This window comes from uncultured Cyclobacterium sp. (genome assembly GCF_963976465.1).
Classification (GTDB): domain Bacteria; phylum Bacteroidota; class Bacteroidia; order Cytophagales; family Cyclobacteriaceae; genus Cyclobacterium.
In genome coordinates, this window is the sequence record NZ_CAXBOC010000238.1 from 1 (window position 1) to 8,123 (window position 8,123).

General features: G+C 39.7%; 6 protein-coding genes and 1 pseudogene. 4 read left to right on the forward strand and 3 right to left on the reverse strand.

What is annotated here, in order from left to right; translation table 11 throughout:
• On the reverse strand, nucleotides 1-652 hold a 652-nt coding region (locus tag AAC037_RS13840; protein ID WP_339903539.1), incomplete at its 3' end, for a glycosyltransferase family 2 protein.
• Nucleotides 639-1,166 carry an ArsR family transcriptional regulator gene (locus AAC037_RS13845; protein ID WP_339903540.1) on the reverse strand — a complete coding sequence of 176 codons (528 nt, stop codon included), beginning with the start codon at nucleotides 1,164-1,166 and terminating at the stop codon, nucleotides 639-641. The genes AAC037_RS13840 and AAC037_RS13845, both read right to left, overlap by 14 nt.
• Nucleotides 1,167-1,508: 342 nt before the next feature.
• Here AAC037_RS13845 and AAC037_RS13850 point away from each other — a divergent pair, with 342 nt between their 5' ends.
• The 4 genes from AAC037_RS13850 to AAC037_RS13865 all read left to right on the forward strand — a co-directional run bounded on the left by AAC037_RS13850 (nucleotide 1,509) and on the right by AAC037_RS13865 (nucleotide 7,792).
• Entirely contained in the window at nucleotides 1,509-2,654 is a 1,146-nt protein-coding gene (locus tag AAC037_RS13850; RefSeq protein ID WP_339903541.1) for a Gfo/Idh/MocA family oxidoreductase, read from the forward strand.
• Between the two features lie 210 nt (nucleotides 2,655-2,864).
• Nucleotides 2,865-3,374 (forward strand): DUF2911 domain-containing protein, encoded by a 510-nt coding sequence (locus AAC037_RS13855; protein ID WP_339903542.1) that lies wholly within the window; start codon nucleotides 2,865-2,867, stop codon nucleotides 3,372-3,374.
• A 157-nt stretch (nucleotides 3,375-3,531) separates the two neighbouring features.
• Complete coding sequence (gene hrpB, locus AAC037_RS13860) at nucleotides 3,532-5,976, forward strand: ATP-dependent helicase HrpB (protein ID WP_339903543.1); 2,445 nt, start codon at nucleotides 3,532-3,534, stop codon at nucleotides 5,974-5,976.
• A gap of 253 nt (nucleotides 5,977-6,229) precedes the next feature.
• Complete coding sequence (locus tag AAC037_RS13865; RefSeq protein ID WP_339903544.1) at nucleotides 6,230-7,792, forward strand: metallophosphoesterase family protein; 1,563 nt, start codon at nucleotides 6,230-6,232, stop codon at nucleotides 7,790-7,792.
• An 82-nt stretch (nucleotides 7,793-7,874) separates the two neighbouring features.
• Here the strand turns inward: AAC037_RS13865 and AAC037_RS13870 are convergent.
• A pseudogene (locus AAC037_RS13870) lies at nucleotides 7,875-8,123 on the reverse strand (pyrroloquinoline quinone-dependent dehydrogenase); the annotation flags it as partial.

The window sequence follows — 8,123 nt, forward strand, 5'->3', positions numbered from 1 at the left end:
TGAATTTAGATTTAATAAAATAGTTGGAACGTGGATTAATTGAAACACCATGTTTTACGTTTAAGGTACTTTGATTAAACCCCACCCAATGAACCATTGTTGGAAAATACCAATTGTACTCTTTCATTTGTAGCACCTGATGAATCATCCTCTTATTGTATACGCCGAAATTTCCAATACTGGGATCCTGCTTAATCCCAGACATAAAATAGAAAACCTGATAATATACGATGGTCAGGACTTGTGAAAACCAAGTAGCTTTTTTATCCATTCTTCTGGCCAACACGGCGTCATAACCCAGTTGTGCTTTGGTCAACATCATGGGGATCTCTTCCGGGAGATCCTGCATATCCGCATCCATCACCACTACCCACTCTCCTTGAGCCAATTCTAAACCGGCAAAAATGGCTTGGTGTTGGCCGAAATTTCTACTGAACCTTAGGCCCCTAATAAAATCTTCTTTTTCTGCTACCTTACTAATAATATCCCAACTTCCATCCTTACTTCCATCATCCACCAATATTAACTCGAACTCTGTACTAATAGCAAACAAGGCTTGCTTTAAGCGCTCAATCAATTCTTCTAAACCTGCTTCAGATTGATAAACGGGGATGACTATAGAAAGAAAGGTTTGGGATTTAGGTGTCTTCATTTGCATGTTCGTAGACCAACAAGCCCGGTAGGCCTTCTACAGGTTCGTTTTCCAAAATACTGACTTTTAACTTCCTATTGATTTTTTCTTCGGTCTTATTTATGAGGAATTCCAAATATTCTTTATTGATTGCCTCAGCAATTATTGTCAATTCTATGGTCCCAGTATCTTTTCCCTCTGCATAATCACCACAAATAATCGCTTTTTCAACACTTCCTAACCCCTGTACCACTTGATCGATAAGGGTGTCAAAACCCAAATATTTACGTACAATATTTCTTATGTCTAAATACAGGGGATGATTTTCATTGGCTTGATAGCTTTTGGTCTTACCCTCAGTTTTCCAATTGAGTAAACCGGCATTGGAAAGCCTGTTTAGTTCTATTCTTACAGAGTTGGTAGATTCACCAAATTCTTCCGCTAAACCTCTTAAGTAGCCACGATTTCTAGCGTTAGAAAAAAATTTTACAAGTAATTTAATACGAGTCTTGGATGTAATCAGAGATTCTATCAAGATAAAAATATAAAGTTGAAGGCTTTGAAGGACACCAAATACTATTTATTGAATATAAAAAACATAAAAATTAGCACTTTAATAAAGTACCTCAAATTGGTTTCACAGCTTCGCCCCGTAACACACAAGGTAGGAGTAACAAAATTACTCGATCATTGCAAAATCACAAGTTTTGGTTAAAAAATTATTGTTACTACTGCAATATAAGCCATGGGCTTAGCACAAATGAATTTGTAATAAAAACCTATACATGAAATGTAAAAGTCAGCAAGCATTGAAAAATACAAATGTACCTTCTATCTTTAGGGCTAACCTTTTAAATAAACCGAACATAATTACCTTATGGAAAAAATCAAAGTAGCGGTTGTTGGAACGGGGTTTATTGGCCCTGCCCATATTGAAGCCCTAAGAAGAAACCCAAATATTGAAGTGGCCACCCTTTGTGAAGTCAATGAAGAGCTTGCCAAAGAAAAGGCTGTTTTACTAGGCATTGATAAGGCCATGGTTTTCGAAGATATGCTGAAAGACGAGGAAATCAAAGTGGTACACATTTGTACACCAAACTTCCTTCACTACAGCCAATCTAAAGCCGTATTGGAAGCCGGGAAACACGTAGTTTGTGAAAAACCATTGGCCACAAAAATTGAAGAGGCTGAAGAGCTCGTAGCCCTTGCGGATAAAACAGGTTTGGTCAATGCTGTCCACTTTAACTTAAGGTATTATCCGATGGTAAGGCAAATGAAAACCATGAGAGAAAGTGGTGAACTAGGTGATATTTACTCCATCATGGGTTCTTATTTGCAAGATTGGTTGTTTTTACAAACAGATTACAACTGGAGATTGGAACCGGATAAATCCGGAGATTCCAGGGCCATTGCAGACATAGGCTCCCATTTATTGGACTTAACCGAATATGTTACCGGATTGAAAATCACTGAAGTGATGGCGGATTTTTCTACGGTACACAAAACAAGGTTAAAGCCACTTAAAGCAATAGAAACCTATAGTGGCAAAAGCCTTGCTCCTTCAGACTATGAAGAAGTACCTATCAATACCGAAGACCATGCTACGGTAATGCTGAGGTTTGACAATGGCAACAAAGGTTCAGTAACCGTTAGCCAGGTGAATGCAGGTAGGAAAAACAGGTTGAACATTGAAATCGCCGGGTCAAAAGCGAATTTTGAATGGTGCAGTGAAAAACCCAATGAGATGTGGATAGGCAAAAGAGAAACTGCCAATCAGCACTTGATGAAAGACCCTTCTTTATTCAATGCTGAGGCAGGCAAACTCATTGGCTTCCCGGGTGGACACAATGAAGGTTTCCCTGATACTTCCAAACAAATGTTCAAGGAAGTATATGCCGCAGTAGTGGAAGGAAAACAACCTGAAAAACCAAGTTATCCAACTTTTGCAGACGGACATCGTGAGTTATTAATCTGTGAAAGAATAATTGAAAGTCATAAAAAGCAGGCCTGGGTTAAAATTTAATTATTTTTCATCAGTCCCTATTAATTTCTTCCCGGCTTTTCTCAAGAAAGGCCGGGACCATAAGGCATCACTAAAAATTACAACAGACTATTGGATTTCAAGAAAATAAACTAGCTACTGTTTGCTTCTAGTCATCCGTTGCTTAACAATTTTTAGTTTTGTCCGTTTATTATAGTCATTCAAATAATTTAACCTAAATAAAACCAAAACATGAAATCATCAACCATGAAAATGCTAAGCTTTTCTGCTTTCCTAATGCTTTCAGTAGTATTTATGTCGAATGCCCAGAAAAGAGCAAGTCCTGCAAAAACAGCTAAAGGAACCATAAATGGAGCAGAGATCACTGTAAATTATAGCAGCCCATCTGTAAAAGGAAGAACTATTTTTGGAGACCTTGTACCTCTGGGAAAAGTTTGGAGAGCAGGTGCCAATGAAGCTACAATATTTGAAACCAGTAAAGACATTACTGTTGAAGGAGAAAAACTACCAGCCGGGAAATACAGCTTTTTCATTATTCCGGGAGAAAGTTCCAGTACCTTTATTTTCAACAAACAGACCGGACAGTGGGGAACAAAATACGATGAAAGCAAAGATGCTTTAAGAGTAACCGTTAATTCCGGTCAAACCAGTACCCTTACAGAAAGCCTTACTTATACCGTAATGGATGATGGCTTGGAAGTAAAATGGGAATATGGACGTGCCAAGGCATCGATAAAATAAATTATATAAAGGCTGTTTTAAATCAAAACAGCCTTTTTTATTACACAATTATCCTATCCTCATAAATTATATTTTTTCTTATCTCTTAATTTTTTCCTACGCATAATAATTATTGAGTCCGCTATGTTTTTTTACCTTTGTATCAAAACAAACACTTTTGAAGGAATTCCCCAATCTCCCTATTCTAGAGGTAATCCCTCAATTAAAAGAAAAACTGAGCGTATCCCCAATAGTATTGCTTCATGCACCTCCGGGAGCCGGTAAAAGCACATTGGCCCCTTTGACATTATTGAAAGAAGATTGGCTCAATGGAAAAAAAATTATTATCCTTGAACCTAGGAAACTCGCCGCCATAAGTATTGCACAAAGAATGGCTCAAATTCTAGGTGAGTCGGCCGGAGAAAGCATAGGTTACCGAGTCAGGTTCAATACCTGTGTGAGCAAAAATACCAGAGTAGAAGTAATTACAGAGGGGATTCTGACCAGAATGATGCAACAGGACAATGCCCTTGAAGATATTGGCCTAATCATTTTCGATGAATTTCATGAACGTAGCATACATGCGGACTTGGGGCTTGCCATTGCCAGAGAAATCCAGGAAGTACTTAGACCGGATCTTAAGCTATTGGTCATGTCTGCTACCCTTGATAGCAAAGACTTGTCAATTAACCTTCAAGCACCACTGGTAGAAAGTTCAGGTCGATCATTTCCGGTAAGCATCCAATATGGATCCGGTTCTGATTTGTTCAATTTACCTCAAAACACGAGTCAAACCATTAGGGAAGCCATAGAAAATCACGAGGGGGACATTTTGGTATTTTTACCGGGCCAGGGAGAAATCAATAAAACAGCCACGTTAATAGAAAATGGACACCATGACCTCGCCATTTATAAACTCTATGGGCAATTGGCCTTCAAGCAACAACAAGCTGCACTTTTACCACATCCACAGGGAAAAAGAAAAGTAGTCTTGGCAACCGCAATTGCCGAAACCAGCCTTACCATAGAAGGAATAAAAATTGTTATTGATGGAGGCTATATGCGCAGCGGAAGAATTAACCCTAACTCAGGGCTGAATAAATTGGTTACAATTCCTGTGACTGCCGACACAGCCAATCAAAGGGCAGGTCGGGCAGGGAGATTAGGTCCGGGCATATGTTTTAGGTTATGGTCTAAGGCTAGCCAGGAAAACTTGCTTCCCTTTAGACAGCCGGAGATTCTCGTAGCTGACCTTAGCCCCTTGGCCCTGGAGCTTTATAAGTGGGGAGTAAATGATCCTTCACTGTTGAATTGGATTAGCCCTCCACCCCAAGGTAATTGGTCACAGGCAGTTGACACATTAAAAAATTTAGGTGCTGTAGCTAATAATAAAATTACCAAACACGGTGAAGCTTTACATGCCTTTCCTTGTCATCCCAGAATTGCACATTTGCTTGTTTACAGTCAATTGTTAGGCATTGAGGGTTTGGGTACAGACTTGGCGGCCATACTGGAAGAAAAAGACCCATTGGAACCAGAAATGGGATTAGACATCAACTTGAGAATAGAAGGGCTTCGCCGATATAGAACCGGAAACTCCTCCAATTTTAATTTCAAGAAAATTGAACAAGTTGCCAAGGCCTATCGACTAATCCTTGGCATAAAAGCGGAAAATTCAGCTGTCGATCCTTATGCAACAGGCTTATTAATTGCACAGGCCTTTCCAGAAAGAATCGCCAAAGTAGGCCATCAAGCTCAATTTAAATTGTCTAATGGCAAATTGGCCCGAATAGATAAAAACGACAATATGGCATCAGAAGATTGGATTGCTATAGCACAAATGGGCGAAAGGAACGGTTTAGGGAAAATATTCCTGGCAGCTCCATTGGATCCAAAGGATATCCAATCTATGGCAAGGTCTGATGAAAGGATCTATTGGGATGAGGAGTCAGCCTCTATTCTGGCAGTTGAAGAACGAAGGGTAGGGCTAATTGTATTGGAAAAGAAACGACTAATAGCCCCGGATCCTCAACTGATCCAAGACACATTATTAAAAATGCTTTCCAGATCCGGAAAAAAATGGCTTACCTGGGACAACAAGGTCCGTCAACTTCAAGGTAGAATCATGAGTTTAAGACGGTGGAACGGCCCAGAATCATTTCCCAACTTCAGCACGGATCAATTATTAAAAACAGCACAGGAGTGGCTCTCTCCCTATTTAACGGGCGTCCAATCAGGCCCTGAATTAAAAAAATTACCGCTCTACAATATATTAAAAGACAGCCTTTCATTTGATCAACAAAAGGAACTTCAAAGTTTGGCTCCGGAAAAAATTACGTTGCCAAGTGGTTCTTCCCTCCCAGTGGTATACAGCTTTGAGGGTAATCCTCCCATTTTAGCCGCACGACTTCAGGAGCTTTTCGGTTGGAGTCAAACTCCAACCGTCAATGAGGGTAAAAATCCTATGCAGATCCATTTGCTATCTCCCGGCTTTAAACCGGTTCAGGTTACCCAAGATTTAAAAAGCTTTTGGGACAATACCTACCATGAGGTTAAGAAGGAGTTAAAGCGAAGGTATCCCAAACACCATTGGCCGAAAACCCTTGGGAAGCCCAAGCTGTAAGCGGCGTAAAGCGAAAAAAATAAAATTGGGTAGAATATTTTAGTTCAGTAGTCCATATACTTTAGAAACAGTATTTTTTAATACCATTCTTCCCATGATAGCTAGTTAAAATACTGCAAGTTGGGAATTTATACAATAAATGAAACAATTGTTAATTCACTTATTGAATTAGTAATGATATAATAATTATTCGATTTGAAAAACGCTTAGTATTTAACTATTTTTACGAAGATATACTGAAAAACCATCTCAAATGAAACATTTATTTTTCTCTTTTTGCTTATTATTAGTAATAAATTTTGCAATTGCCCAAGAGTATAAAGTTTACAAAGCCCCGTCCTTTAGAGAAGAATGGAGCAAGCCTAGTTATTACCCTGACAGGGTGGTATTGAACTTTGGGGCAGACCCTGCCGCTGAAGCCAATGTAACCTGGAGGACAGACACCTCTATTCCAACGGGCTATGCTGAAATTGCGATAGCAGACGGTGCTCCAAAATTTTGGAGAAACGCGGAAACCATAACTGCCAAAACTGAAGTTTTTGATGGGTCCAAGGTAGAAGACGTGAAAATCAAAGCGCATTACCATTCTGTGCAATTTAAAAACCTAAAACCGGACACCATGTATGGATACCGTGTAGGAGATGGCGAATCATGGACGGAATGGACACAGTTCACCACCGCATCCAGAGACAATGACAAGCCTTTTTCTTTCCTATATGTGGGAGACGCACAGAATTATGTCCTTGAACTTTGGGCTAGATTAATCAGAGAAGGTTATCGCAAAGCACCGGACTCGAAATTCATTATCCATGCCGGAGACTTGATCAACAGAGCCCACAGAGACCAGGAATGGCATGAATGGTTTACGGCCGGAGGATTTATTCATAGTATGGTTCCATCTATGGTTACACCGGGAAACCATGAATACAGAGACATTCCTGAACTAGACGGAGAAGATGCAGAGAGAAGGCTTTCCTTACAATGGCGCCCTCAATTTACACTTCCCGAAAATGGACCAAAAGGGTTGGGACTAGAAGAAACTGTTTACTATATGGATTACCAAGATGCACGAATCATCTCTCTTAATAGTAATGTTGCACAAAAAGAGCAAATCCCATGGCTGGAAAAAGTACTCTCAGAAAATACTAAAAAATGGACCATTGTGACCTATCATCATCCTTTGTTTTCTGCATCAGCAGGAAGGGACAATGATGAATTAAGAAAAGCATGGAAACCTATTTTTGACAAATACAATGTTGATTTGGCACTGCAAGGACATGACCACAGCTATGCTAGAGGCCGTGTTTCCCCCGAAGACAATGTTTTGGACGGAATGAATGCAAGGGATAAAACAGGAACTGTGTATGTAGTATCTGTTAGTGGTGGAAAAATGTATAGTGTAAGTGAAGAAGGATGGAAAGGAAAAGGTGCAGAAAGGGATCGTAAAGCTGAAAACACCCAATTGTTTCAGGTGATTAATATAGATGGAGATAAACTAAGTTTTGAATCCTATACAGCCGTAGGTGAGTTATATGATGCCTTCGATTTGGTAAAACAAGAAAATGGAATCAATGAATTTATCGAAAGAAAAGCTGAAGCAGGAGATGAAAGAAGGTTCTCAAACACCATCCCTTATGAAGACCCTTTACCGGAAAATCTTCAGACCATATTGCTTTCTAAATATCCGGGCAATGAAATAACAAGAGTAAGTGCTTCTAAAAAGAAAAATGGGGCCTTGGTTTTTAATGTTAGGTTAGAAAAAGATGGGGAAAGGACTAACGTAGCCATTGATGCCAAAGGCAATATTTTAGATTAACTCATTGTGGGTTGATAAACCAAAAAATCACAAAAAAAAGGCCAATTCTGCTTAGGATTGGCCTTTTTTTTATTGGATAAATTTACATTTCCGGTAAAGCAAAAGCTACATAAGCATCACCAGCCGGGGTTCCTAACCTGTTTGCTCCTCCGGCAGCAATCACCACATATTGCTTTCCGTTTACTTCATAGATAGCAGGCACAGCATAGCCCCCAAAAGGGAGCTTGAATTCCCATAATATTTCGCCTGTAGCCACATCAAAAGCCCTGAACATTTCATCAGGTGTTCCCCCCATAAACACCAAACCTCCGGCATGAGCTACACAGCCACC

Bases quoted from the DNA above. Each gene is read 5' to 3' on its own strand.
- AAC037_RS13850 (WP_339903541.1), top strand. From the start codon at position 1,509: ATGGAAAAAATCAAAGTAGCGGTTGTTGGAACGGGGTTTATTGGCCCT.
- AAC037_RS13855 (WP_339903542.1), top strand. From the start codon at position 2,865: ATGAAATCATCAACCATGAAAATGCTAAGCTTTTCTGCTTTCCTAATG.
- AAC037_RS13865 (WP_339903544.1), top strand. From the start codon at position 6,230: ATGAAACATTTATTTTTCTCTTTTTGCTTATTATTAGTAATAAATTTT.